The sequence below is a fragment of the Corynebacterium sp. 13CS0277 genome (genome assembly GCF_002994655.1).
In the GTDB taxonomy this organism is placed as follows: Bacteria; Actinomycetota; Actinomycetes; order Mycobacteriales; family Mycobacteriaceae; genus Corynebacterium.
The window spans coordinates 1-22830 of sequence record NZ_PPDL01000032.1 but is presented as its reverse complement, the minus strand read 5'-3'; the positions used below and the strand labels follow the sequence as shown (position 1 = coordinate 22830).

Here is a 22830-nt window from a genome sequence, read left to right as displayed (position 1 = left end):
CTACTCACATTCTATGGGCATCCGCAAGGGCCCTATGAAGTAGGTAACACTTCGGGTCATTCGAACGCGACACGCCGCCCAGACACACATTTTGTCGTTTAACCCACCACGCAAGGCCCCTGACATGCAAAAACTCCCGCCCACACGCGTGGACGGGAGTTGTTTTCACTGTGCGCCCGAAGGGATTCGAACCCCTAACCTTCTGATCCGTAGTCAGATGCTCTATCCGTTGAGCTACGGGCGCATGCCCTCCCACTGTGGTGAAAGTGGAAGGAGCGGAGGCGAGAGGATTTGAACCTCCGGTCCCTATTTCTAAGGACAACTCATTAGCAGTGAGTCCCATTCGGCCGCTCTGGCACGCCTCCACACACCACCGCAGTGGTGCTGACGGTGAAGCTTAGCGGTTTTCGTACGGTTTAGCAATGGGGGCACTAAGCTGGGTGCTTATGCTGCGAGATGATCTTGACCTTCTGCCCGCCTACGTCCCCGGTGTGCGCGCCGAGGGGGCCCTGAAACTGTCCTCCAACGAGGTGACCCAGCCGCCGATCCCTGCGGTGGCCGAGGCGATGGCGAACGCTGTGGCGGGCGCGAACCGCTACCCGGATATGTTCTCGGTGGCACTGCGTCAGAAGCTTGCCGCCACGGTGGGGCTGACGCTGGAGAACGTGGCCATCGGCATTGGCTCCTCGGCACTGTGCCAGCAGTTGGTGCAGATCACCTGCCGCCCGGGCGACAAGGTGGTGTTCCCGTGGCGCAGCTTTGAGGGCTACCCCATCTTTGCGGCCGTCGTCGGGGCGACGAGCGTGCCGGTGCCGTTGGATGCGGAGTTCCGCAACGACCTGGATGCGTTGGCCGCGGCGGCGCAGGACGCGAAGCTGGTGTTCCTGTGCAACCCGAACAATCCCACCGGCACCACCCACTCCCATGAGGCGATTGCCGAGTTTTTGAAGAAGGTCCCCGGCGACGTGGTGGTGGCCCTCGACGAGGCGTACATCGAGTATGTGCGCGACGCGGCCGCCATCGACGCGCTGGCGTTGCTGGCCAAGCACCCGAACCTCGTGGTGCTGCGCACGTTCTCGAAGGCGTATGGGCTTGCCGGCGCCCGCGTCGGCTACGCGTTCGCCGCCCCCGCCATCATTGAGGCGATCAACAAGGTCCAGATCCCCTTCGGCATCAACGTGGCCGCCCAGGCGGGTGCGGTTGCCGCCCTGGAGCACTCGGAGGAGATCCTGTCGCGCACGTCCGACGTCGCGGTGCAGCGCACCCGGGTGGCCCGCGCATTGGGGGCGGTGCCGTCGCAGGCGAACTTTGTGTGGGTGCCGGACCTGGCCGATATTCAAGCCACGGGGGCCGCCCTCGCGGAGCGCGGCATCCTGGTGCGCTGCTTCCCGGAGGGAATGCGCATCACCGTCACGACGGCAGAGGAGATGGATCAGCTCATCGACGCGTGGCGGGACATCAACCCCGCCCGGACGAGCGCCTAATCCGGGCGCCGCACGCCGCCTCACAGCGGCGTGTGTCAGGCACCCCCGGACGCCCGGGAAGCGCGTGAGCATTCGGCTCTTCCCTTCCACCCCGGGCGCGGAATGCCCACAGGTGACTCGCCGCCGGCGCAGGAGGGCGGCCAACGCACAACGCCTCCCCCGGAGAAGAAATCCGAGGGAGGCGTGAGGATCGCGCGGGGGCGCGTTTAGGCGGCGCGGTAGCGCTCCAAGCCGAGGGCCTGAACGGCGTCGCGCAGCCCCTCTGCGGCGCAGGCGATCGCGACTTCCAGCCAGTGGTTCAGCTGCGCATCATCCGCACCGGCAGCCGCCGGCATCGACACGGAGCAGCCGACGCGCAGGGTGCCGTCGGGCAGCTGGTGGACACCGATGGTGCCGTAGTAGATGTGGTTGTGCTTCTCCAGGGAGTAGCGCACAATCTCGTCGATCTTGTCGCCCGGCACGACAAGCGCGCTCGCGACGGTGAGGACCGTGAAGTAGCGGGAAAAATCAGTGGGGATCGCGGTGGTGATGCCCTCATTGATGGTGAGCAGAGCGTTCTGCTCTTGGTCTTCGGTCAGCTCCCAGCCGTGCAGGCCAGCCAGTCGAAGCACGCGGGCGGGGGTAATCATGTCACTCATGGTGTTAGGCGTCCTTCTCGGCGGTCGTTGCAGGGGCATCGGCGCCGAACTCCTCGGCGTAGGTGGAGTCGAAGAACTCCAGCGCCGCCACAGTGTCCTGCGACACGGCATCGAGGAACGCCACGATCTGGCCGTCAGTCAACCCGAGGGCGGTGGTGACCGCCTGGTCGCACAGCAGGTAGCTTTCCCCCTTGTCGGTGGTGTGGATGCTCACCCGGGGTGCAAGCTCACCGGTGTTCACACGGTTCGCCATGGCGCGCGCCAGGCCGGCGTTCGCGTTCGTCAGGGGGCGGGACCAGAAGCCCCACAGGGTGAGGGAGTCGGCCTTGTCGTCCACGCGGGCGTACAGGTCGCGCCCGTCCACCACCAGCTTGGCGTACGTGCCTTCGTCGGTGCCGCCAAAGGCATCGGCGACGATGCCCGCGAGGCGGGCATGAGTCACGGTGAGATCTTCCATTCGCTCCAGCGCCTTAAAAAAATTTTTCGTTTGTGTTTTCTTGGGGCAACTCGCAGGCAACTGCGGGTTGCGGTTCTTCACATCCTAGAGCACCCAGCCCACAAAGCCTGAAAGAAAACTTAAAATCCGGCCGTGGGTGGCACCCCCGACCCACAAGCCCCACGCACAGGTGTCGGCCGCGCGGCAGCCCGCAGGACACTCATCCCACGAGCCGGCCACGCGGCCGACGACGGTTGTATCAGGCCTGTGCTGCGGCGCTGATACCGGGAGCCGCAGCAAGATCTGCGGCGGCCGCACGGGTGGGGGTGCGGCGCAGCCCAGGAGCGACGACCGTGCACATGCGCGACACCCACCACGCCGTCACCAGCGCGACGAGCACACCCATCAGGGAGGTGGGATTGACGTAGCCCGGGTACCACCCGAACCACACCGTGCATGCCACCGCCACGGCGGCATCGAACCACAGCGCCCGCCGAATGAAGCGGAAGTACTTCTCGTTCGACCAGCCCTGGCGCTCCAGGACGGCGGCGTAGAGACCAGCGATGGCGACACTCAGGCCGATGACGGTGAAGCACACCCCGAACGCCAGGCCGCCGTTGTCGGTCTTCGATGCCTCGTCGAGCCAGGCCTTGACGGAGGCGCCCAGGGCGAGTGCCAACACGGTGATGACGACAGCGAAGAGGATGGACGGCACCATCAGCCGGCCACGAGACGTGGTTTCCATAACGAACACCCAACTTTCTTCCCGTGCCCGGCGAGTAAGACGCCGGGGGCGAATGTTGCGGCCAGCCTAGCGTGAAAAAAACGATGAATGCCGCACTGCGACAAATATCACGTTTCTTTCACCATATTTCTTGAATCCGCTAGAGAACGTCAAGGGGGTGTATACCCGTGCATTTACATCAATCACCGAACCCGCATACAGGCCCCCACACCACAGCCCCTACCCCCCACCTCGCAGCGGGTGTCGGCGCCACACACCACACCCACCCCATGCCCGCACCGGACTCCACCCCACGGCCACCGCGAGCGATTACACCAGGGGTGAACAGGCAGAATATACACGCACCCATGGCTCCCACCCAGCCGCGAGCCCCACTCGCCCTTAGGTCGCTCAGGCGAGGGTTGCCGCAGGATAATTTGTCACCAAGATATCCCTCTCCCCCCGCTTCGAGACGACACACCACTCCCTTTCACACATCCGCCGCGACCGCGCCGCATCCCCCGCACCACAGTGTCAGCGATTGTCATCTGTCACCATATTGTGTCCATAGCGGCCCGTGAATATGCCTGTTCTGCGGTTCAGATTTCTCTCCCCCTTCTTTTTCGGCGTCACCCCATCGCAGCCCCCTGGGGCTCGCCGCCGCAACAACCGATCGCCACCCACCCCCCACACCGCACTCCCAAGCCTCCGCACCGCACTGCCCGCGCGTGCCACAAACGTGCCACAAATATGCCAGCGAACCACGCCTGCGGCCCACATTCAGTGACGCAGCCCACAGGGAGGCGTGCCGCCCAAGGAGACGACTCCGGGGGCAGTTCACGAGTGCCGTGCGGCGGTGAGCTGGCGGAACGGAGCCCCATACGGCGCACGGCATGAACAAAGCCCCTCACATATCAGCATGAGGGGCTTTGACCTGCGGAGATGGAGGGATTTGAACCCCCGGTCCGGTTCAAGGGACGCTCGCTTTCAAGGCGAGTGCATTCGGCCGCTCTGCCACATCTCCTGTGCAACGGTGCTCCGATGAAGCGTCGTCATTCTAACGCGTAGTCTTGCAAAGTATGAAAGCAATCACCTTGAGCGACCCGAGTGACAAGACCAGTTTGCACCTCACGGAGGTGCCCGACCCCGTGCCCGCCGCCGGCGAGGTGGTGGTGCGGGTGCAGGCCGCCGGCGTGAACCGTGGCGACCTGCTGCAGGCGGCGGGCTACTACCCGCCCCCGCCGGGCGCCTCGGAGATCATGGGCCTGGAGTGTGCGGGCGTCATTGAGGACCCGAATGGGCACGCCGAGTTTTCCTCCGGCCAGCCGGTGGCGTGTTTGTTGGCGGGTGGCGGCTACGCGGAAAAGGTGGCGGTGCCGGCCGGCCAGGTGATGCCCCTGCCGGAGGGGTACTCCCCGGAGGAGGCGGCCGCCGTCGTGGAGGTCGCCTGCACCGTGTACTCAAACCTGGTGATGTTGGCGGGCATGCATGCCGGGCAGACGGTGCTCATCCACGGCGGCGCGGGCGGCATCGGCACGTTCGCGATCCAGTTGGCGAAGCACATCGGCTGCCACGTCATCGTCACCGCCGGCTCCCCGGAGAAGCTGGAAGTCTGCCGCCGGCTTGGGGCGGATGAGCTCATCAACTACCGCGAGGACGATTTCGCGGAGCTGGCGCGCGGCCGCGCGGACATCATTTTGGACATCATGGGCGCAAAGTACCTGGACCGCAATATCACCGCGTTGGCGAAGGATGGCCACATGGTCATCATCGGTATGCAGGGCGGCACGAAGGCGGAGCTGAACATCGGCAAGTTGTTGGCGAAGCGTGGCACCATCAGTGCGACCGCGTTGCGGGCCCGCGACCTGGATGCGAAGGCGAAGATCTGCCGGGAGACGGTGGCGGCGGTGTGGCCGCTGTTGAGCGCGGGCACGATCACCCACCAGATTCACGAAGTGCTGCCCCTTGCGGAGGCGGCGCGGGCGCACCAGATGTTGGCCGATGGTGCGGTGACGGGAACGCTCGTGCTGCGGGTGGATACCGTTTAAGCTGTTCTACTCATGACCACCCCTCATTCGACCCAGCCTGCGGGTGCGGCGGCCGCTGTACCCACCACCCCGCCCCCGTCTGCCGGCGCGAGCAGCGCCCCCGGGAGCCCCACCACTGCCGGGGCGACCGCCCCCGTATGGCGGGCCGTCATTTGGGGCCTGTACTCCCTGCTGCTCATGCAGCAGCTGCCCGTCATTTTCCGGCAGGCCGACTTTAGTGAATCGTTGCTGTATTACGCCGTCGACGATCTCATCGAGTACCCCACCGTGGCGGTGTGGCCCATTGAGGTGTTCAAGTCGCTGGGCTGGGATTCCGCCGGCGGTTTCGCCGCCCTCCTCGTCGTCGTGCAGGCCCTCGTGGTGTGGGCGTGCACCCGCTGGGGCACGAAGGAGACTGCCTTTTTGTGGCTGGCGTGCATCAGCGCCATGGGGCCGCTCATGCTGTCCCGCATGGATTTGCTGCCCGGCGCGCTCGTCGCCTGGGCGTTGGCGCTCGTGGTGCGCCACCCCCGCACGAGCGGCGCCCTGTTGGCGGTGGCGACGGGCATGAAGCTGTGGCCGGGGCTGGTGGCCGCCGCCCTGCTGGGCTCGTGGCGGCGGGTGCTGGCCTTCGTGGCGACGGGGGTGGCATTGGTCGCGGCCTCGATCGCGGTCCACGGCCTCGATCGCACGGTGTCGCCCCTGGTGTACCAGGGGGATCGGGGCATCCAGGTGGAGTCGCTCTTCGCCACGCCGTTGTTGCTGCGCGAGGGCGTGACGGTGGAGTTCGCGAACTCGATGAGCTTTGAGGTGTTTGGCCCCGGCGTACAAAGGCTCACCGGTGTGGCTGATCTGGCGCAGTTGCTCGTGGTGCTGGGGGCCGCGGTGCTGGGCGTGGTGACGGCGCGCCGCTGGACGGGGCACACGGCGGTGGCATGTGCGACGAGCATCGTGTGGCTCATCATCGCCACCAATAAGGTGTTCTCCCCGCAGTACCTGCTGTGGGTGCTGCCGCTCATGCTGGTGGTGGTGACGACGACAACGTCGAAGGTGGCGCACGTGATGGCGTGGGCGTGTGTGCCGTTGACGGTGATGACGACGCTGATTTACCCGCTGATGTACCCGGAGCTGCTGGAGCAGGCGTTCACCCCGGTGATGCTGCTGTGGGTCCGTAATCTCATGGTGCTGGGGTTGACGGTGCTCAGCCTGGTGTGGTGGTGGCAGGAGTGGCGGGCCGCCCCCGCGACTCCCCGCCGCGGCGCCACTGCCCCGGCCCCGGCACCCACCCCTGCACCCGTGGAGCAGGCTGCGCTCTAGGGGCAGGGGGATCTGGGGGTGCGGGGTTTAAGCCAGGGAGGCGACGACCCGGACAAGCTGGTCGACGTCGGCGCTCGTATTGAAGGGCGACAGCGACACCGTGACGGTGCCGCCCGCGTCGGCCGCACCCATGGCCTCCAGGAGGGGGTCGCGGGGGGACACCTGGGCGACGATGCCATTGGCGAGGAGACGCTCATGCACGGTGTGGGCGTCGACGCCGTGGACGAGGAACGTCACCCGGGGGGTGCGGGCCGCGGGCGCGCCGGCGGCAGCTTCCCCCGTGATGCCGACCAAGTGCACCGCACCCAAGGAGCCTAAGGATTCCACCAGGTGGGTGGCGAGCTGCCCGGTGTGCGCGTTGAGGGCCCCCAGGGAGCGGCGCAGCCGGTTGCGGCGGGTACCGCGGGCGTCCTCATCCAGGTCGGCGAGGTGGTCGATGGTGGGGGCCACACCGCCCAGCAGGCCCATGGACAATGGCCCCACTTCGAGGGCGGCCGCCCCTTCGGCGCCGGGGGTCAGTGCCTGCAGGCGGGGGAACATGCTGACGTCGCGCACGACGAGGGCCGCGAGCTGCGGGCCGCCGAGGGCCGCCACGTCGAGCAGCACCGCATCCGCACCCCACGCATCCATGTCGATGGGCTGGTAGGGGGCCACGTCGCTCGCGTCGACGACGAGCCAGGCGCGGGAGTGCTCACGCACAATGTCGCGCACTGCCGCCACATCGGTCTGCGTGCCGACGAGCCGGTGGGCGGCGGGCACCACTACGAGCCGGGTGCCGCCGTCAACGATGTCGTGGAACTGCCACACGGGCAGCTCCCCGGTGCCGAGGTCGGGTTCCGCGATGCGGGCAGGCAGGCCGGCGAACACGTCCGCGATCGGTGCCGACAGGGAGCGCGCCACCACCACCGCGCCCGGGGGCACGGGCTGCCCGGCGCGCGCCAGGCGGGGGCGGAACGCCTCCACGAAGCCCCGCAGCAGGGTCTGGGGGTTGGGGCCCAGCACCACCCGGTCGGCGGCCGCGCCCACCAGGTCGGCGATGGCGCGGCGGGCCGCCGCATCATGCGCCAGGCCCGTCGGCACGCCCGCCGGCTGTGCTTTGGAGTGGGAGCCCCGCGCGGGCTCCACGGCGGCCACCAGGGGGCTGGTGCGGAACGCGGTCGCCACCCCGGAGGACACTCGTTCGGGGATTTGGGCCAGCTCGTGGCCGTTGAAATAGGTCCAGCCGTCCGATAGGGAGGCGTACAGGCCACGCACGCGGGCAAGATCAATACCCATGGTTGCTACAACTCACCCGCCTCTCCTCGACCAGGGACACACACCCCACACACACTAGCCGACGGCACGCCTCGTCGCTCTACCCAAAGGTCGGGGGTGCCCGCTAGGCTAGCTGTTTGTGAATACCCCCGTGAGCCTCAGCCGGATGACGGCCGTCGATGCCGCCACCTCCCCGCCGAGCCGGTCGAAGACGTTCGCCGCCGCCTGGCGCGACCTGGTGCGCGGTTTCCGGCAGCACGAACTCTGGCTGCAGCTCGGCTGGCAGGACATCAAGCAGCGCTACCGCCGCAGTGTGCTGGGGCCCCTGTGGATCACCATTGCCACCGGTGTCATGGCGATCGCGTTGGGGTTGCTGTACTCGGTGCTGTTTAAAATCCCGGTCGCGGAGTTCCTACCCCACGTCACCGTGGGCCTCATCATGTGGAACTTCATCTCGGGCGCCATTAAAGAGGGCTCCGATATTTTCATCGACAACGAGGGCCTGATTAAGCAGCTGCCGAGCGCCCTGTCGGTGCACTGCTACCGGCTGGTGTGGAAGCAGACACTGTTCCTGGCGCACAACATGGTGATCTGGGTGATCCTTATGCTGGTGTTCCCCCGCCACTTGGGCTGGCAGGGATTGTTGGCGTTCCCGGCGTTGGCGTTGCTGATCCTCAACGGGGTGTGGGTGTCGATGTTCTTCGGCATCATCGCCACCCGCTACCGTGACGTCTCCCCCCTGCTGGAGGCACTCACCCAGCTGCTGTTCTACGTCACCCCCATCGTGTGGACGACGCAGACCCTCCACGACCAGGGCGGCACCGTCAGCCAGCGGGCCCGCATCGCGGAACTCAACCCCCTGTACCACTACATGGAGGTCGTGCGCGCCCCGCTCATTGGCGCCCCGATTCATGCCTACAACTGGTATGTCGTCATCGGCTGCACGATCGCGGGCCTCGCGGTGGCGTTGCTGGCGATGCGCCAGTGGCGTTTCCGCGTCGCCTACTGGGTGTAACCCTCGTCGACGGTGACGTTGTTCTCTTCACCCCACCCCGGCTGCCGCCGCCCTGTTGTCGTTTTCTTTTAAAGGTTGTTTCATGGTTTCCATCGATACGTACAACGCGTGTGTGGATTTCCCCATTTTTGATGCGAAGTCCCGCTCGATGAAGAAGGCGTTCCTCGGTGCCGCCGGCGGCGCCATTGGCCGCAACAGCGACAACGTCGTCGTGGTGGAGGCACTCAAAGACATCAACCTGCACCTGCGGGAGGGCGACCGGGTGGGCCTCGTCGGCCACAATGGTGCCGGCAAGTCGACGCTGCTGCGGCTGCTGTCGGGGATTTATGAGCCGACGCGCGGCAGCGCCCACATTCGGGGCCGGGTGGCCCCCGTCTTCGACCTGGGTGTCGGCATGGACCCGGAGATCTCGGGTTACGAGAACATCATCATCCGCGGCCTGTTCCTCGGGCAGACGCGCAAGCAGATGAAGCAGAAAATGGACGAGATCGCCGAGTTCAGTGAGCTGGGCGAGTACTTGTCGATGCCGCTGCGCACCTACTCCACCGGCATGCGGATCCGCCTGGCGTTGGGTGTGGTGACCTCCATCGAGCCGGAGATTCTGCTCCTCGACGAGGGTATTGGCGCGGTCGATGCGGCGTTCATGGCGAAGGCCCGCGCCCGCCTGGAGGAGCTGGTGCAGCGCTCCGGCATCCTGGTGTTCGCCTCCCACTCCAATGACTTCCTGGCGCAGCTGTGCGACAGTGCCCTGTGGGTGGATCACGGCACCATCCGGCAGGTCGGCGCCGTCGACGAGGTGGTGGAGGCCTACGAGGGGAAGGGTGCCGCCGATCATGTGCGCCGCCTGCTGGGCCGCCTCGAAGCGGAGAAGAAGGGCGGGGCCGCCTGATGCTGCAGCACACGGACCGCATCGCCGCCGTCATCGTCACCCACAACCGCGCCGAGCTGCTCACCCACTCGCTGCGGATCGTGGCGCAACAGTCCCGCCCCGTGGAGTGGATCATTGTCGTCGACAATGGGGCCGATGAGGCGGTCGCCCGCCTCGTCGCCGACATCGCCGGCCCCCGCGGCATCTACCTTCCGAGCCGCACCAACCTGGGCGGGGCCGGTGGCTTCGCCTACGGATTCCTCCACGCCCTCGCCCTCGGCGCCGACGCGGTGTGGTGCGCCGACGACGACGGCCGCCCCGAGGACGAGCACGTGTTGCAGCGGCTCCTCGACTGTGCGGCCGCCCGCCACCTCGACGAAGTGTCCCCCGTCGTGTGCAACCTGGAGGAGCCCGCCAAGCTCGCGTTCCCGCTCCGCCGCGGCCTCGAATGGCGCCGCTACCGGGAAGAACTCGACGCCGCGGGCGATTTCCTCCCCGGCATCGCCTCCCTGTTCAACGGGGCACTGATTTCCGCGCACGCGATGGAACGCATCGGGGTCCCCGACTACCGGCTGTTCATCCGCGGCGACGAAGTGGAATACCACCGCCGACTCGTGCGCTCCGGGCTGGCGTTCGGCACCTGCCTCACCGCCGCCTACCTGCACCCCGACGGGGCGGAGGAGTTCAAACCGATCCTCGGCGGCCGGATGCACACCCAATACCCCGACCATGAGGGCAAACGCTTCTTCACCTACCGCAACCGCGGCTACCTCATGAACCAGCCCGGCATGCGGAAGCTCCTGCCGCAGGAATACGCCCGCTTCGCGTGGTTCTTCCTCGTGCAGCGCCGCGATGTCGCCGGCTTCATCCAGTGGTTGAAGCTGCACCAACTGGGCCGGCGGGAACGCTTCGACCGGCCGTGAACCCGGTGGGCCGCGGAGAGTTAACACCGGGGCCCCGCCGCGCGATACCCTCTGCGACAGGCCACCCACAGTGATGCGCCCCCCTTTTTTCTCACCCTCGTCGCACAGAAGGATCCGACCCGTCATGCTCAAGCGCGCTACTGCCCTCACCCTGACCGCCATGATGCTGCTGGCCCCGCAGGCGTCTGCGGGCTCCGCCGACGAGATCTTCGGCTCCTCCGAAAGCACCCTGTTCCACATCGCCTCCCTCATGGAGGGCCTCATCGAGGTGGGCCTGTACCCGCTGCTGTGGGTGCTGTGGAAGCTGGTGGGTGACTTCTCGATCTTCCCGCACTGATCGATCCTCCCGCGCCCGGCGAGGTCGTGCGCGGATCACCGTGGACTCACAATGCACCGCGAGCTTGTCGACACGCACCGCCGCAGCCGGCGTATTGGTGTGTGGTGGGATCACCCGATGCAGGAGTCCCATTGGTCGCGTGCGAAAACTGAACGGACGTCGCTTCGGGTGTACGCCACCCGGGCTGAAGCGGAGGCGGACGTCCGGGAGTGGATCCAGTGGTTTCACGTCGCTCGTCGGCATTCCGCGATCGGCGGTGTCAGCCCGGTTGCGCGTGAGGCTTCTGTGTGGGCGAGGTCCGTCAAGTCTGAGCTGGCAGAGGCTGCGTGACAAGGAATTTTTTCACAGCTCACTGTCAACGATGTGCAGGGAACCCCACCACGCGGTGTGCCGCCTCGACACCGTTTTCAACGGTTTCCACTCGTAGTGCCTCATGTGCATGGCGCCAAACCCCGCTTTCGCACGGTCGCAGGGAGCAACCCCCGACCGCCAGACGCAGCACAGCGAAAAACTCCCCCACAGGGCGCGTCACACGCATTCCACCGAGCACTCGCGATCGCCCCAACAACAAGCCTGAACAGACATGGCACACCGAACAGACAGATGTGGGAGCACGCAGCGAACCTCCACCCCGCATAAAAAATGACTCCGGTCACGGATGGGGGTAGGGGGCGGGGGTGCTTGCAGGCACACCTTTGACATATGCCAGCCACACACAAAGCCCAAGCGCATAGCCATAAAAGGGAAAGCCTTTCCGGTAGCTTCAATATCGCTAACCCGCGAAGCATTGATTGCAACTCGCGAGAAACGCTCCTATGGTGGCCACTATCCCCAGAAACGAGTGGCGCACACCACGCCAAACCGCCAACCTTATCCAGGCGCGGTTGGGAACTTTCCCCGAGAAACGAAGGAGTATTTCCATGCCCGCTTCCCACATCACCAAAGACTGATTAATTGCTAGGAACCGCGATGAAAGACTGGATAACTGTCGCAGCTATTAGTCTGACCCTCTTTGGAATCGGACTGTTTGCCTATTATGCGGTTGATCACTGGACGGCGCTTGAACCAGATCGAGGGGTGTCAATGATTGCTATAGCCATGTTTGGCACCTTCCCGATCGCTTCTTTTGCAGGTCACAAGGTTGACAAAAAGATCAAGGGTAGTCGAGCAAAGTAGGCTCGTTCTGCACGAGCGCAATAGTACGAGAGCGCCCGGAGGCTACGTAGCCTTCCGGGCGCTTTCGCTCACCACGCCGACACGCCGCCGCAAGAAATTTCCGTCCACCCCACACGCCCCGAGCACAAGAGCAGCACGCCTAGGGGTGGGCGAGCAACTGCCGGTAGGTGGCAACCTGCTCAATGGAGGGCTGGGCCTGGATACTCGCCAGGCGCTGCGCCACACCCGGCGCCAGGTAGCGGGCCGCCTCCAGGGGGGTGTTGTCCCACCCCAGGGCCTCCATCGTGGATTCCACAATGTCAGCGGTGGTGGCCTCATCGCCCAGGCAGGCGGCGGCTAACAGCAGCACCCAGGCGGCGTCACGCCCCCGCCCGGCGTGCACCGGCACCCCCCGGGGCCGATCAATGCCCGTCGGCGGCTGATCCACCACCCCGAGCGCCTGCACGAGGGCCACGAAGTCGAAAATCCCGGAGCGTTCAATAATGTCCACCACATCGGGGTGAGTGTGGGACAGCACCACGGCGGCCACGTCGTCGCCGGTGAGGATCGCGTTGATGCGGGTGGGGTTGAATTCCTCCCCCAGGAAATCGCCGGAGCCGCCGATGCACAACGCCTGCGGGGTGCCCTGATCGCGGGGATACGAGTCGAGGGTTTCCACATCGACGTTCCACAAACCCCAGTGGAGACGCACCGCGCAGCCCACCTCCCCGAGAAGCTGGTGGATGCACTCCGAGTCCTCCGCGAGCCAGGGCCCCTCCCCCACCCCGAAGGCGACGCCGAGGGCGTGCTGTAGGTGGGTGAGGCTCAACGCGTCGTTGATGCCGAGGTGGCGGACGGCGGGCGGGGTTGCCCCGTCCACGCGGGCCCGCAGGATGACCGTGCGCGGCGCCCGGGGCGTGTGCCTGGGGGTGTGCCTGCGCGCAGCCAGCGGAATGATGTCCGCGCCGAGGATGGGTGCTGCGCTCATGACTCCCACTGTAGACACGCGCGCGCCGGCGCGTCGCCGGCCGAAGTGTGAGGTGGGGGCCACGGGAACAATGATGTTGGCTACACTGTGGGTTTTTCTTTGGGTTATGTCCGATCGGGCATCGTGGGCGCGGGTAGGCTGGTGGCATGTTTGGCTTGTTCAAGCGGGCAGCGAAGCCCACGCACGAGGCAGCGGAGCGTACCGATCTGCCGCTCAGCCCCGAGGTGACGATGATGATGGCGCAGGAACTGCCCATCTTGGACAGTGTGTCCCGCACCCGGGTGTATGAGATTCTGCGCGCCTACGACGGTCCGGTGATCACCAGCCAGGACGAGTTGCCGCAGGAAATCAAGGACTTGATGGACCTGAACTAGGCATTTTATTTCTCAATCGAGAGGCTTCCCTCATGACTTTCACCCCGAATCTGCAGCGTGAGCGCCTGACCGGCTGGGGCCGTACCGCCCCGTCCACGTCGGAGGTGCTGCGCCCCCGCGACCCCGAAGAGGTCATCAACCTCGTGAAGATGGTGGCGGAGCAGAAAGAGTCCGGCTACCACCGCGGCATCATTGCCCGCGGCATGGGCCGCTCCTACGGCGATCCGGCGCAGAACGCCGGCGGCATCGTCGTCGACATGACCACCCTGAACACCATCCACTCCATCGACGAGGACAACGCCATCGTCGACGTGGACGGTGGTGTCACCCTCGACCAGCTGATGAAGGCCGCCCTGCCGTACGGGCTGTGGGTGCCGGTGCTGCCCGGCACCCGGCAGGTCACCATCGGTGGCGCGATCGGCCCCGACATTCACGGCAAGAACCACCACTCGGCGGGCTCCTTCGGCGACCACGTGCTGTCGATGGAACTCCTCGTCGCCGACGGCCGGGTGCTGCACCTGGAGCCGAACGGCACCCCGGACGACCCGGACGGGTCCCTGTTCTGGGCGACGGTCGGCGGCATGGGGCTTACCGGCATCATCCTGCGGGCCCGCATCAAGATGACCCGCACGGAGACCGCCTACTTCATCGCCGACGGCGACCTCACCCCGACCCTGGATGCGACGATCGAGTTCCACTCCGACGGCTCGGAGAAGAACTACACCTACTCCTCCGCCTGGTTCGATGCGATCTCCCCGGAGCCGAAGCTGGGCCGCGCCGCGATTTCCCGCGGTTCCCTGGCGACGCTGGCGCAGCTGGAGGAACTCTCCCCGAAGCTGGCGAAGGATCCGCTGAAGTTCAACGCCCCCCAGCTGGTGACGGTGCCGGATATTTTCCCGAACTTCACCATGAACAAGCTGTCGATGATCGCCATCGGTGAGCTGTGGTGGCTGAAGTCCGGCGAGTACAAGAACAAGGTGCAAAACCTCACGCAGTTCTACCAGCCGCTCGACCTCATTGGTGAGTGGAACCGCGGCTACGGTTCCAAGGGCTTCCTGCAGTACCAGTTCGTCGTCCCCCGCGAGGCGGTGGAGCCGTTCAAGGACATCATCCGCGACATCCAGGCCTCCGGCCACTACTCGGCCCTCAACGTGTTCAAGCTGTTCGGTGAGGGCAACAAGGCTCCCCTGTCGTACCCGATGCCCGGCTGGAACGTGTGCGTCGACTTCCCCATCAAGAAGGGCCTGCGCGAATTCCTCGATGATCTCGATCGTCGCGTCATGGAGTTCGGTGGCCGCCTGTACCTGGCGAAGGAGTCCCGCACCAGCGCCGAGGACTTCCACCGCATGTACCCGGGCATGCAGGGCTGGCTGGACACCCGCAACGCGATCGACCCGAACGGCATCTTCGCCTCCGACATGTCCCGCCGCCTCGAGCTGCACTAAGCAGTCGTCGTTTCTTTTCTTCTGCGGGGCGCCCCCTTGTAAGGGGTGTGCCCCGCGCCCCCACACCACTTACAGTAAAGGACCCTCCACATGCTCAACGCTGTTGGAAAGCCGAACACGGTGCTGCTGCTCGGCGGCACCTCCGATATTGGCCGCGCCATCGCAGAGGAGTTCGCCCCTGAGCGCGTCATCCTCGCCGCCCGGGCCACGAGCCCCCGCCTGGAGGAGGCGAAGGCCGAACTCGCGGGCCGCGGCATTGCCGTCGAGGTCGTCGACTTCGACGCCACCGACTTTGATTCCCACCCGCAGGTGCTGGAGAAGGTCTTCGAGCAGGACATCGACGTCGCGATCGTGGCGTTCGGGTCCCTGGGCGACCAGGAGCAGCTGTGGCAGGACCAGGCGCAGGCCGTGGCGTCCGCCCAGCTGAACTACACCGGTGCGGTGTCCGTCGGCACCCTGCTGGGGCAGCTCATGCGCCGCCAGGGCCACGGCACCATCATCGCGATGAGTTCCGTCGCGGGCCAGAAGGTGCGCCGCAGCAACTTCGTCTACGGCTCCACCAAGGCCGGCTTCGACGGCTTCTACACCCAGCTCGGCGAAGCGCTCCGCGACAGCGGGGTGCGGGTCGTTGTGGTCCGCCCCGGCCAGGTGCGCACCAAGATGACCGCCGACATGGACGAGGCCCCCCTGACCGTGGACCGCCAGGAGGTGGCCCGCGCCGTCGTCAAGGCCGTCGCCGACGGCAAGGATGTGGTGTGGGTGCACCCGGCATTTAAGTATGTGTCCATGGTGCTCCAGCACATCCCGCGCGCTATCATGCGGAAGTTGCCTATCTAGGAGGTCTCACACCCCCATGCCGAACCTCGTCGAGCCGCGGGTGGCGGAGGAGTACACGTCAGACATAGTGAGCACGCCCCGCACCCTGGGCGGCATTGCCGCCGCCGGGTTCGGCGGCGGTGTGCTCACCCTGCTTGCGTGGCTGCTGCTGCAGCACACCCACCTGCCGGCGTTCGGCGGGTCGCAGCTATCCCGTGCGGTATCCACCGGCGGGACGGTCTTCCTCCTGCTGCTGGTCATGGGCTTGGTGTTCCTGTGGCTGCAGAAACCCCGCTGGCGGATCTTCAGCTACCTGGTGTTCTACTTCTCGCCCGCGGGGCTCGTGGTGACCACCACCGCGATTCCCCTGGCCGCCACCCGCCTGTACATGGACGGGGTGACGGTCGACCAGGGGTTCCGCACCCAGTTCCTCACCCGCATGGCGGACACGACTGCGTTGTCCGACATGAACTACCTCGACTTGCCGACGTTTTACCCGGGCGCCTGGTTCTGGGCGGGCGGCCGCCTGGCGAACCTGCTGGGCATTCCCGGCTGGGCGGTGTTCCAGCCGTGGTCGCTGGTGAGTATGGCGGCGGCGGCCTGCATGCTGGTGCCCGTGTGGCAGCGGCTGTGCGGCTCCGTCGTCGTCGCCACCGCGGCAGCACTCGTGACGACGTCCATCGTGCTTGTCATGGCCTCCGATGAGCCCTACGCGGCGATCATTGCGATGGGCGCCCCGGCGGCGACCGTGGTGGGCCGCCGCGCATTGGGTGGCGCCCGGTGGGCGATGGCCGGCATCATCGTCTACTTGGGTATCTCGGCGAGCATGTACACCCTGTTCACCGCCGTCATCGCCCTGAGCGTCACCGCGGTCGCGGCGGCGAGTGCGGTGTTCATTGATCGTTCCGTGCGGCCGCTGCTGCGGCTGCTGCTCATCGGGGTGGCCTCGGCACTCATCGCCCTGGTGGCGTGGGGCCCGTACCTCATGGCGATCGTGACGGGGGCCCCGCGGTCCGGTGCGTCGGCAACGCACTACTTGCCGCCGAACGGCACCCAGGTCCCGCTGCCGATGTTCTCCCTGTCGATGCTGGGCGTGCTGTGCCTGCTGGGTTTCGTGTTCCTCGTGCTCCGCGCCGGCGACCGCGACATCCGCGCCATGGGCATCTCCCTGGTGGTGTTCTACGCGTGGATCGTCGCCTCCATGATCGTCACCCTCGCCGGCGGCACCCTGCTGGGTTTCCGCCTCGACGTCATCATCGCGGTGCAGCTCGCCACCGCCGGCGTGTTCGCCCTCGCGGAGATGCGACTCATCGGCTTCGAGGCGTTCTACCCGCAAGCCACCTCCCCCCAGCTGGCGCGCGGCATCACCTTCGTCATGGTGTCCCTGCTGTCGCTGGCGGGAATCTCCTACGCGCAGAACATCCCCAACAAGAACGCCGACGCCATCGACCGCGCCTACACCGACACCGACGGCTATGGCGAACGGGCCGACAAGTACCCGGCGGATGCGGGGAAGTTCTACCCCGAGATCGACTCCTACCTCACCGGATTGGGCTACACCCCCGGTGATACGGTGGTCCTCACCGACGAGCAGAACTTCATGAGCTTCTACCCCTACCGCGGTTTCCAGGCGTTCACCTCGCACTATGCGAACCCGCTGGGCGAGTTCGATCTCCGCAACGACGCCATCGAAGCCCTCGCGGACGCCTCCTGGGATGGCCCGCAGGCCCTCGCCGAGGGGCTCGAAGAACTCCCCTGGGCGGCACCCGAGGTGTTCATCTTCCGCGACTTCAAGTACGACCTCGCCGAGGACCTGTACCCGAACAACCCCAACGTCCGCTTCCGGGGCATCTACTTCAACCCGGATGCTTTCGACGGCTGGGTGGAGAAACAGATCGGCCCCTTCGTCGTCGTCACACGCCGCTAAGCCCCCGGCTGCGGCGCCACAACTCCATAGCCCCACCTTTTCTTCTTCCCTCGTTCTTCTTCACTCACCCCTCTTCCATCCCCAGTCCGACCCAGCCTCCTCCGGCCGCACGTGCCCCCACGGGCGGCGGGTACAAGGGACGCCAAACACCAAAGGACCAATTTTCCGGTGACTTTGCAAAGAATCAAGGCCCTCGCCATTTTCAGTGGCATCGCGGGGTTCCTACTGTTTCTGGCCACCCCGTTCCTTCCCGTGGTGCAGCACCAGTCGTCGATCGACTTCCCGCAGGAGAACCTGGGCAGCATCAACGCGCCCCTGATTTCCTACGTGCCGGAGTCCATTGAGGCGGACATTCCGCTCCCCGTCGGCGCGATGAACCCGGGGCAGAACATGGTGTTCGGCACCCTGCCGCCGGACAGTAAGGACGCCACGACGCGCGGCCTGTTTGTTCGTCTCTCCGACGGGGGCCTGGATGTGGTGGCCCGCGACAAGGTGCCCTTCGAGTTGACGAAGGAGGAACTGGAGGGCCTGCCCGCCGGCAGTGTGCTGCACATTTCCTCCACCCACGAGGCCACCGAGGTCGAGATCCCCGGCACGAAGTACTCCGGGGAGGTCGACACCGATGAGCGCCCCCAGTTCACCGGCATCTACACCGAGCTCGCCGACGTCGCCGCCGCGAAGGATGCGGGCCTGCACGCCCACGTGGAGATCAACTCCCGCTTCACCTCCACCCCGTCGCTGGTGAAGTACATCGCCATGTACCTGGGCACCCTGCTCACCGTGGTGGCGCTGTGGGCGCTGCACAAGATGGATGTGCTCGACGGGCGCACCACGAAGCGGATGTGGCCGAAGGGCGCATTCCGGCCCCGCGCCGTCGACGCCGCCGTCTTCGGTGGCCTGGGCTACTGGTACATCTTCGGCGCGAACACCTCCGATGATGGCTACCTGTTGACGATGGCCCGGGTCAGCCACCACGCCGAGTACATGGCGAACTACTACCGCTGGTTCGGTGTGCCTGAATCCCCCTTCGGCTCCCCCTACTACGATCTGCTGGGGTTGATGGCGCAGATCAGCACCTCGAGTGTGTTTATGCGCCTGCCGGAGCTCGTCGCCGCCGTGGTGACGTGGTTCGTCATCTCCCGGGAGGTGCTGCCGCGCCTCGGCGCGAAGATTGCGGCCCGCCCGCTGGCGGTGTGGACGGCAGCGTTCTCCTTCCTCGGGTTCTGGATGGTGTACAACAATGGCCTCCGCCCCGAGCCGGTCATCGCCATGGGCGCCCTGTTGACGTGGGTGTCGATTGAGCGCGCCATCGCCACCTCCCGCCTGCTGCCCGCCGCGATCGGCGTCATCATTGCCACGATGTCGCTGGGCGCCGGCCCGACGGGCCTCATGGCGGTCGCCGCCCTCCTCGTCGGCCTGTCGGCGATCATTCGGATCATTGTGCGCCGCCGCGCACTCCTCGGTTCCTTTGGTGTGCTCGCTCAGGTCACCCCGTTCCTCGCGGCGGGTTTCGCGATCCTCATGGGTGTGTTCGGCGACCAGACGCTGGCGACCGTGCTGGAATCCATCCGGGTGCGCAGCGCCAAGGGCCCGTCCCTGGTGTGGTACGACGAGTGGGTGCGCTACGAGACGCTGATGACGCAGAACGTCGACGGCTCGTTCCCCCGCCGCTTCGCGGTGCTGATGATGCTGTTCTGCCTGGCGATTGTGCTGGCGACGGTGCTGCGCCGCGGCCGGGTGCCGGGGGCGGCACCGGGGCCGTCGAACCGGCTGATGCTGGTGTTCTTCGGCACCATGTTCTTCATGATGTTCACGCCGACGAAGTGGTCGCACCACTTCGGCGTGTACGCCGGCATCGGTGCCGGCCTCGCAGCCCTCGCCGCGGTTGCCGTCAGCCAGATGGCGGTCCGCAGCGCCCGCAACCGCACGCTGATGATCGGCGCGACTCTGTTCGTGCTGGCGATCAGCCTCGCCGGCATCAACGGCTGGTGGTACATCAGCTCCTTCGGTGTGCCGTGGTGGGACAAGACCATCCAGTACCGCCACGTGGAGGCCACGAACATCATGCTGGGGATCTCCCTCGTGGTGCTCGCCTTCGGCGCGTTCCAGTCCTTCCAGTCGGATGTCGCCGACCAGACGGGGCACAAGGTGAAGCGCTCCATGCGCTTCAACGGGGTGCTGTCCGCACCGATCACCGTGGTGCTCGCACTGGTGGTGGTGTTCGACATGCTGAGCCTTGGTAAGGGCTTCGTCGCCATGTACCCCGCCTACTCCGTCGGCTTGGGTAACGTCCGCGCCCTGGCGGGCAACTCCTGCAACCTGGCCAACGACGCCATGGTGGAGACCAACACGAACGACTCGTTCCTCACCCCCACCACCGGCACCCTGGGTGACTCCCTCGAGTCCGGTGAGGTGCGCGGCTTCGGGCCGAATAATGTGCCCAGCTACATTGACACCTCCGGGGTGGATACCTCCGGCGCGTCCGCCGGCTCGATCGCGGGCGCAACGGATGATGACACCGCCAGCGGTGACACCTCCGGCCAGGACACCGGCACGACCGGTGGTTTGCGCCGCGATGCCGGTGTCAACGGGTCGGTGGCGACCCTGCCGTTCTCCCTCGACTACCGCACCGTGCCGCTGCTGGGTTCCTTCACGGAGGGCCCCCAGTTCCCCGCGGAGGTCACCACCGCCTGGTACACCCTCCCGCAGCGCAGCGATGATGCCCCCCTCGTCATCGTCAGCGCCGCCGGCCAGATCGAACACCACGACATCAACGGCGTGTACCAGAGCGGCCAGGAACTCGTCCTCGAGTACTCCACTGACGGTGGCCGCACCGTCGCCGGCGAACTGGAGCCCCTCGACATTGGCCCCAGCCCCAGCTGGCGCAACCTGCGCTTCCCGCTGGCCGACATCCCGGCGGACGCCGACGTGGTGCGCATCCGCGCCGTCGATACCTCCCTCGACCCGGAGCAGTGGCTGGCGTTCACCCCGCCGCGGGTGCCGACGCTTGATTCGTTGAACAATGTCATCGGCTCTGAAGATCCCGGCCTGCTGGACTGGTCGGTGGCCCTGCAGTTCCCCTGCCAGCGCCCCTTCGACCACTACGCCGGTGTGGCGGAAACGCCCGTGTTCCGCGTCAGCCCGGACCACGCCGGCAAGGTGACACTGTCCCCGTGGCAGGACTACGCCGGCGGCGGCGTCATGGGTATCGCCGAGGCCATCAACACCTCCGTCGAGGTGCCCGCCTACCTCAAGGACGACTGGGGTCGCGACTGGGGTTCCCTGGAGCGCTACCGCCTGCGCACGAACTCGCGCGGCCAAACCCCGGCGGATGCGGACATCACCATCACTGATGTGACCCGCACCGGCTGGTGGACGCCCGGCCCGATGAAGATCAGCGACGACAACAAGGACTAACCCGCACCAGTCCAGGTGTCCCTTCCCGCCCCCACAGCGCACCACCGCGCGTGGGGGCGACGGCGTCTGCGCCCCACCCCAGGCACACAAAAACCCACCGCGCGACCCTGCCGCACGCAGCGGCACCAGGATCGACGGTGGGTAGAGTCTCGGTTCCCGCAGGGACGCGAAGAGCAAGGAGCAACCGAAGCTGTCAGCCCTAGGAGAAGGAGACCAGGCCCCGCCCAAGCTGCCCGGAGGCCATGCTCAACAGCTCCCAGAGGGAGACCACGATGTTCTGCAGGCGCTCCAGCAGCGCGCCCGGCAGCAGCGACAGGTGCTGGGAGGAACCGGCCCACGCCTCACGCGCCTCATCGGCGGTGATCACCTCGGGGGAACAGGAACGAAGCGACACGTCCTTCGGCGTCATCCCCGGGCCCCGGCCCATGCTCGTGGAGCACGCTTCGGCCTCCTCGGCGGAGGTTTCACCGAAGGTCAACGCCAGGCGAACCTTCTCCTCGCTCATGGTGGTGGTCGTCTGGTCGGAGGAGAGTTCGGCGGCACCGGCGGGGGCTGCGAGGGCACCGGCGGCAACGGCCGTAGCGCATGCGCAGGCGAGGACAGAATGACGAAGAGTCATGGAGAAATCCTTATGTGTCAAGACGGAGGGGATGGGATCGCACGTGGAAGCAGCAGTCCGCACACCGCCAACACAACGGCCACGCACGAGAACCAAGAGTAGCACCATCGCTAACACCGCCCCCAAGAAGTAGCCACTAGCAGCAGACTTACACCTACTTGCGACATGCGCACACGGACACACATCCCGATTGAGAGCACCCCCACATAAATCCGCCCCGTGGGAGGATACGCAGAAGCCCACTGCAGGGAAAACCGCCGCAGTGGACTCACAACACAGGCATACCGGGGATCACACCCCGGAGGGAAATCTAGTCGAAGATCCCCCCGAGGATCGCCTGCAGAGGCTCGAAGAAGATGTAGTTGGCGAAGTCGGCGATCTTCAGAACCGTCACGAAGATGCGGCGAAGCAGCGCCTTGGCCGTCACCGCCGGGGTCTCCGCGGAGCCTGCCCAGGCATCGCGGACATCATCCTCAGTGATCGGCATCCAGGAGCAGTCTTCAGGAACGTACATGAGAGGCCGCATCTGGCCCGGCTCACCCTTGTGAAGCCGGGCGGCACAATCCTTCGCCGCACCCTCCTCAGTGACGCCATAAGTCATCGCCAGACGGGCCTTGTCAAGGGCAGGAGTCCCCTCATAGTCGGCAGTGACGGAACCGGTGCTCGACGAAGAGCTCGACACATCAGAATCGGCAGCAACCGCCACCGGAGCGCTGATAAGAGCGACACCGCAGAGCAGCGATGCGATGAAACGCTGAGCGCGCATCACAATCCTTCTTCCTCACAGTAGGGGCCACAGGAATCGATGGCCCTCAAAATTCTCAAACGTTTTAATCATCGGCGCAGTAGGGGCTCCCCGCAACTCGTGGACGGCTAGTGGTGAAGACTCCCGCCGCGGTGACAGGGGTCTGAGTCAAATTTTGGCATGGTCTGTTCTGGACAACCAGCCTGACCAGGGACCCGCCAACTAGGCGGCAGCCATCACCGCATCCTCCCGGCCACTGGAAGACTCCAGCGACGCGATAAACGCCAGCTCAAACTTCGCAGGCGACCGCCCGCCCAACGC

General features: G+C 66.1%; 21 protein-coding genes and 3 tRNA genes. 14 read left to right on the top strand and 10 right to left on the bottom strand.

Features of this window, described 5'->3' with window-relative positions; translation table 11 throughout:
* Window positions 1–171 precede the first annotated feature (171 nt).
* A tRNA-Arg gene (locus C1Y63_RS11600) sits at window positions 172–244 on the bottom strand.
* Between the two features lie 32 nt (window positions 245–276).
* A tRNA-Ser gene (locus C1Y63_RS11595) sits at window positions 277–365 on the bottom strand.
* Between the two features lie 81 nt (window positions 366–446).
* Between C1Y63_RS11595 and hisC the strand changes: the two genes are divergently transcribed.
* Window positions 447–1484: a histidinol-phosphate transaminase gene (gene hisC, locus C1Y63_RS11590; RefSeq protein ID WP_106016615.1), complete on the top strand. Its 1038-nt coding sequence runs from the start codon at window positions 447–449 to the stop codon at window positions 1482–1484.
* Window positions 1485–1690: 206 nt separating this feature from the next.
* Here hisC and C1Y63_RS11585 read toward each other — a convergent pair whose 3' ends face one another.
* The 4 genes from C1Y63_RS11585 to C1Y63_RS11570 form a co-directional block, all read right to left on the bottom strand.
* A complete protein-coding gene (locus tag C1Y63_RS11585; RefSeq protein ID WP_106016614.1) occupies window positions 1691–2122 on the bottom strand; it encodes a hypothetical protein in 432 nt (143 codons plus the stop codon).
* A gap of 4 nt (window positions 2123–2126) precedes the next feature.
* On the bottom strand, window positions 2127–2579 hold the full coding sequence (locus C1Y63_RS11580) for a YbjN domain-containing protein (protein ID WP_106016613.1): 453 nt from the start codon (window positions 2577–2579) through the stop codon (window positions 2127–2129).
* Window positions 2580–2817: 238 nt separating this feature from the next.
* Window positions 2818–3303, bottom strand: coding sequence for a rhomboid family intramembrane serine protease (locus tag C1Y63_RS11575; protein WP_106016612.1), 486 nt, complete (start codon window positions 3301–3303; stop codon window positions 2818–2820).
* 916 nt (window positions 3304–4219) lie between these two features.
* Window positions 4220–4306: transfer RNA gene (locus C1Y63_RS11570), tRNA-Ser, on the bottom strand.
* Between the two features lie 55 nt (window positions 4307–4361).
* Between C1Y63_RS11570 and C1Y63_RS11565 the strand changes: the two genes are divergently transcribed.
* A complete protein-coding gene (locus C1Y63_RS11565) occupies window positions 4362–5330 on the top strand; it encodes an NAD(P)H-quinone oxidoreductase (RefSeq protein ID WP_106016611.1) in 969 nt (322 codons plus the stop codon).
* 12 nt (window positions 5331–5342) lie between these two features.
* Window positions 5343–6626 carry a glycosyltransferase family 87 protein gene (locus C1Y63_RS11560; RefSeq protein WP_106016610.1) on the top strand — a complete coding sequence of 428 codons (1284 nt, stop codon included), beginning with the start codon at window positions 5343–5345 and terminating at the stop codon, window positions 6624–6626.
* A 27-nt stretch (window positions 6627–6653) separates the two neighbouring features.
* On the opposite strand, the gene C1Y63_RS11555 is transcribed toward C1Y63_RS11560, so the two are convergent.
* Window positions 6654–7901, bottom strand: coding sequence for an aminotransferase class V-fold PLP-dependent enzyme (locus C1Y63_RS11555; RefSeq protein ID WP_106016609.1), 1248 nt, complete (start codon window positions 7899–7901; stop codon window positions 6654–6656).
* 145 nt (window positions 7902–8046) lie between these two features.
* On the opposite strand from C1Y63_RS11555, the gene C1Y63_RS11550 reads away from it, so the two are divergent.
* From C1Y63_RS11550 to C1Y63_RS12590, 6 genes are all read left to right on the top strand, one after another.
* Window positions 8047–8895 (top strand): ABC transporter permease, encoded by an 849-nt coding sequence (locus tag C1Y63_RS11550; RefSeq protein ID WP_106016608.1) that lies wholly within the window; start codon window positions 8047–8049, stop codon window positions 8893–8895.
* A gap of 82 nt (window positions 8896–8977) precedes the next feature.
* Complete coding sequence (locus tag C1Y63_RS11545) at window positions 8978–9784, top strand: ABC transporter ATP-binding protein (protein ID WP_106016607.1); 807 nt, start codon at window positions 8978–8980, stop codon at window positions 9782–9784.
* A complete protein-coding gene (locus C1Y63_RS11540) occupies window positions 9781–10686 on the top strand; it encodes a glycosyltransferase (RefSeq protein ID WP_304481698.1) in 906 nt (301 codons plus the stop codon). Before C1Y63_RS11545 ends, C1Y63_RS11540 begins: the two co-directional genes overlap by 4 nt.
* Before the next feature lie 124 nt (window positions 10687–10810).
* Window positions 10811–11023 carry a hypothetical protein gene (locus C1Y63_RS11535; protein ID WP_106016605.1) on the top strand — a complete coding sequence of 71 codons (213 nt, stop codon included), beginning with the start codon at window positions 10811–10813 and terminating at the stop codon, window positions 11021–11023.
* A 51-nt stretch (window positions 11024–11074) separates the two neighbouring features.
* Window positions 11075–11353 carry an integrase core domain-containing protein gene (locus C1Y63_RS13330; protein ID WP_106016604.1) on the top strand — a complete coding sequence of 93 codons (279 nt, stop codon included), beginning with the start codon at window positions 11075–11077 and terminating at the stop codon, window positions 11351–11353.
* Window positions 11354–11992: 639 nt separating this feature from the next.
* A complete protein-coding gene (locus C1Y63_RS12590) occupies window positions 11993–12199 on the top strand; it encodes a hypothetical protein (RefSeq protein ID WP_146128953.1) in 207 nt (68 codons plus the stop codon).
* A 139-nt stretch (window positions 12200–12338) separates the two neighbouring features.
* Here C1Y63_RS12590 and C1Y63_RS11525 read toward each other — a convergent pair whose 3' ends face one another.
* Window positions 12339–13166, bottom strand: coding sequence for a hypothetical protein (locus C1Y63_RS11525; protein WP_106016603.1), 828 nt, complete (start codon window positions 13164–13166; stop codon window positions 12339–12341).
* A 146-nt stretch (window positions 13167–13312) separates the two neighbouring features.
* On the opposite strand from C1Y63_RS11525, the gene C1Y63_RS11520 reads away from it, so the two are divergent.
* From C1Y63_RS11520 to C1Y63_RS11500, 5 genes are all read left to right on the top strand, one after another.
* On the top strand, window positions 13313–13540 hold the full coding sequence (locus C1Y63_RS11520) for a hypothetical protein (protein ID WP_106016602.1): 228 nt from the start codon (window positions 13313–13315) through the stop codon (window positions 13538–13540).
* 32 nt (window positions 13541–13572) lie between these two features.
* Window positions 13573–14985: an FAD-binding oxidoreductase gene (locus C1Y63_RS11515; RefSeq protein ID WP_106016601.1), complete on the top strand. Its 1413-nt coding sequence runs from the start codon at window positions 13573–13575 to the stop codon at window positions 14983–14985.
* Between the two features lie 90 nt (window positions 14986–15075).
* Window positions 15076–15822: a decaprenylphospho-beta-D-erythro-pentofuranosid-2-ulose 2-reductase gene (locus C1Y63_RS11510; protein ID WP_106016600.1), complete on the top strand. Its 747-nt coding sequence runs from the start codon at window positions 15076–15078 to the stop codon at window positions 15820–15822.
* A 16-nt stretch (window positions 15823–15838) separates the two neighbouring features.
* Window positions 15839–17728 carry a galactan 5-O-arabinofuranosyltransferase gene (locus C1Y63_RS11505; RefSeq protein WP_106016599.1) on the top strand — a complete coding sequence of 630 codons (1890 nt, stop codon included), beginning with the start codon at window positions 15839–15841 and terminating at the stop codon, window positions 17726–17728.
* A 168-nt stretch (window positions 17729–17896) separates the two neighbouring features.
* A complete protein-coding gene (locus tag C1Y63_RS11500; RefSeq protein ID WP_233195706.1) occupies window positions 17897–21145 on the top strand; it encodes an arabinosyltransferase domain-containing protein in 3249 nt (1082 codons plus the stop codon).
* A 199-nt stretch (window positions 21146–21344) separates the two neighbouring features.
* On the opposite strand, the gene C1Y63_RS11495 is transcribed toward C1Y63_RS11500, so the two are convergent.
* Both C1Y63_RS11495 and C1Y63_RS11490 read right to left on the bottom strand, forming a co-directional pair.
* Entirely contained in the window at window positions 21345–21764 is a 420-nt protein-coding gene (locus C1Y63_RS11495) for a hypothetical protein (protein WP_106016597.1), read from the bottom strand.
* A gap of 310 nt (window positions 21765–22074) precedes the next feature.
* Entirely contained in the window at window positions 22075–22530 is a 456-nt protein-coding gene (locus tag C1Y63_RS11490) for a hypothetical protein (RefSeq protein WP_106016596.1), read from the bottom strand.
* Window positions 22531–22830 lie beyond the last annotated feature (300 nt).

Excerpts from the sequence above, each read along its gene's own strand:
- C1Y63_RS11510 (WP_106016600.1), top strand. The coding sequence starts at position 15,076 with ATGCTCAACGCTGTTGGAAAGCCGAACACGGTGCTGCTGCTCGGCGGC.
- C1Y63_RS11495 (WP_106016597.1), bottom strand. The coding sequence starts at position 21,764 with ATGACTCTTCGTCATTCTGTCCTCGCCTGCGCATGCGCTACGGCCGTT.
- C1Y63_RS11490 (WP_106016596.1), bottom strand. The coding sequence starts at position 22,530 with ATGCGCGCTCAGCGTTTCATCGCATCGCTGCTCTGCGGTGTCGCTCTT.
- C1Y63_RS11515 (WP_106016601.1), top strand. The coding sequence starts at position 13,573 with ATGACTTTCACCCCGAATCTGCAGCGTGAGCGCCTGACCGGCTGGGGC.
- C1Y63_RS12590 (WP_146128953.1), top strand. The coding sequence starts at position 11,993 with ATGAAAGACTGGATAACTGTCGCAGCTATTAGTCTGACCCTCTTTGGA.
- C1Y63_RS11535 (WP_106016605.1), top strand. The coding sequence starts at position 10,811 with ATGCTCAAGCGCGCTACTGCCCTCACCCTGACCGCCATGATGCTGCTG.
- C1Y63_RS11580 (WP_106016613.1), bottom strand. The coding sequence starts at position 2,579 with ATGGAAGATCTCACCGTGACTCATGCCCGCCTCGCGGGCATCGTCGCC.
- C1Y63_RS11575 (WP_106016612.1), bottom strand. The coding sequence starts at position 3,303 with ATGGAAACCACGTCTCGTGGCCGGCTGATGGTGCCGTCCATCCTCTTC.
- C1Y63_RS11585 (WP_106016614.1), bottom strand. The coding sequence starts at position 2,122 with ATGAGTGACATGATTACCCCCGCCCGCGTGCTTCGACTGGCTGGCCTG.
- hisC (WP_106016615.1), top strand. The coding sequence starts at position 447 with ATGCTGCGAGATGATCTTGACCTTCTGCCCGCCTACGTCCCCGGTGTG.
- C1Y63_RS11545 (WP_106016607.1), top strand. The coding sequence starts at position 8,978 with ATGGTTTCCATCGATACGTACAACGCGTGTGTGGATTTCCCCATTTTT.
- C1Y63_RS13330 (WP_106016604.1), top strand. The coding sequence starts at position 11,075 with ATGCACCGCGAGCTTGTCGACACGCACCGCCGCAGCCGGCGTATTGGT.
- C1Y63_RS11505 (WP_106016599.1), top strand. The coding sequence starts at position 15,839 with ATGCCGAACCTCGTCGAGCCGCGGGTGGCGGAGGAGTACACGTCAGAC.
- C1Y63_RS11555 (WP_106016609.1), bottom strand. The coding sequence starts at position 7,901 with ATGGGTATTGATCTTGCCCGCGTGCGTGGCCTGTACGCCTCCCTATCG.
- C1Y63_RS11560 (WP_106016610.1), top strand. The coding sequence starts at position 5,343 with ATGACCACCCCTCATTCGACCCAGCCTGCGGGTGCGGCGGCCGCTGTA.
- C1Y63_RS11565 (WP_106016611.1), top strand. The coding sequence starts at position 4,362 with ATGAAAGCAATCACCTTGAGCGACCCGAGTGACAAGACCAGTTTGCAC.
- C1Y63_RS11550 (WP_106016608.1), top strand. The coding sequence starts at position 8,047 with ATGACGGCCGTCGATGCCGCCACCTCCCCGCCGAGCCGGTCGAAGACG.
- C1Y63_RS11525 (WP_106016603.1), bottom strand. The coding sequence starts at position 13,166 with ATGAGCGCAGCACCCATCCTCGGCGCGGACATCATTCCGCTGGCTGCG.
- C1Y63_RS11520 (WP_106016602.1), top strand. The coding sequence starts at position 13,313 with ATGTTTGGCTTGTTCAAGCGGGCAGCGAAGCCCACGCACGAGGCAGCG.